Raw genomic sequence first — 991 nt, 5'->3', positions numbered from 1 at the left:
GATGATACTGACATTCGTCGGGCTGAGCTTGCGTTACAGCGGGCTTTGAACAGATTGGATGTAGCAGGGAAATAAGAAAAAATCCTTCTCTTTATGAGAAGGATTTTTTTATGAACGAACAAGAGAATCAAACAGAGACAGCAGCGGGCGATCCTCTTTTTGGCGCAGGTATAAACCATCACAGGCATTCATTGTATGCCACGATTTGCGATGTCTTCTAAAGCCAAGTGTATAAGCGCCGTCTTTATAGGGATAAGGTTTTACAACCCATTCAGCATCTTCATGGCGGGCAATCACGCAATCTATAAGATAAACACTGATCATTTTCTCGAATTCTTCAATAGGAAGATTCCAATCAGCAAGCAAAAGCTCTTGTATACTTTGAAAATAAAGGTTTTCAAGCTCTTCAAGGCTTTCTCTCGTATAGGTAAGAGAAATGTTAAAAAACTGACACAATTCATTCAGTTCTTCAATCTGTGACTGTCTATAATCATAATAGAATGCAATTGCTTCCCATTCCTGATCAAAAATTGGCAGGTCCTCACCATATTGCTTTTCAGGCTGAAAAAAAGAATGATTCACATTTGCCAGCTCCTTTCCAATAAAGTATACCATGTAAAAGAATCGCACTTTAAGCGGGGATTAGCCCTAGATTTGGCTGATTATTCCGTTCTGTATAAAATGTATCATCTTTATCTGTGCTTCTTATATAATAAGAAAGGGTATGAACGCAGAGAAAGGAGTGTAATAGATGAGTGTATTGGGACAGCAGGCTGCAATCGGCATTGTCGTTCACCTGATTTTTATAGCAGTGACTTGGTGGGCGTTGCAAGCCGTCAATATAGATCCGTTAATCAAAAAAGGCAAAGTCGTGCAGGCTAGACTCCTGATGATTTTGCTGACAATCGCCATTGGAACGGCCGTTGCCAATTTCTTTTTAGATTATCTCAATTATTCACAGCAGCTTCCCTATCTATTTTAATAGGTTTTG

At 39.4% G+C, this 991-nt stretch carries 3 protein-coding genes; 2 read left to right on the top strand and 1 reads right to left on the bottom strand.

The annotated features are described in order from the left end of the window. On the top strand, nucleotides 1-75 hold a 75-nt coding region (locus tag ACWHAR_RS23625; protein ID WP_452088009.1), incomplete at its 5' end, for an ATP synthase delta/epsilon chain alpha-helix domain-containing protein. Nucleotides 76-108: 33 nt separating this feature from the next. Here the strand turns inward: ACWHAR_RS23625 and ACWHAR_RS23620 are convergent. After that, entirely contained in the window at nucleotides 109-582 is a 474-nt protein-coding gene (locus ACWHAR_RS23620; protein ID WP_043940215.1) for a hypothetical protein, read from the bottom strand. A 169-nt stretch (nucleotides 583-751) separates the two neighbouring features. On the opposite strand from ACWHAR_RS23620, the gene ACWHAR_RS23615 reads away from it, so the two are divergent. Then, nucleotides 752-982: a DUF1146 family protein gene (locus ACWHAR_RS23615; protein ID WP_003227691.1), complete on the top strand. Its 231-nt coding sequence runs from the start codon at nucleotides 752-754 to the stop codon at nucleotides 980-982. Nucleotides 983-991 lie beyond the last annotated feature (9 nt).

Source organism: Bacillus sp. LR--39 (assembly GCF_053613335.1).
Note: the sequence above shows the minus strand (reverse complement) of the source record. Positions and strands in the feature narration are given on the sequence as shown.

Bases quoted from the DNA above. Each gene is read 5' to 3' on its own strand.
- ACWHAR_RS23615 (WP_003227691.1), top strand. From the start codon at position 752: ATGAGTGTATTGGGACAGCAGGCTGCAATCGGCATTGTCGTTCACCTG.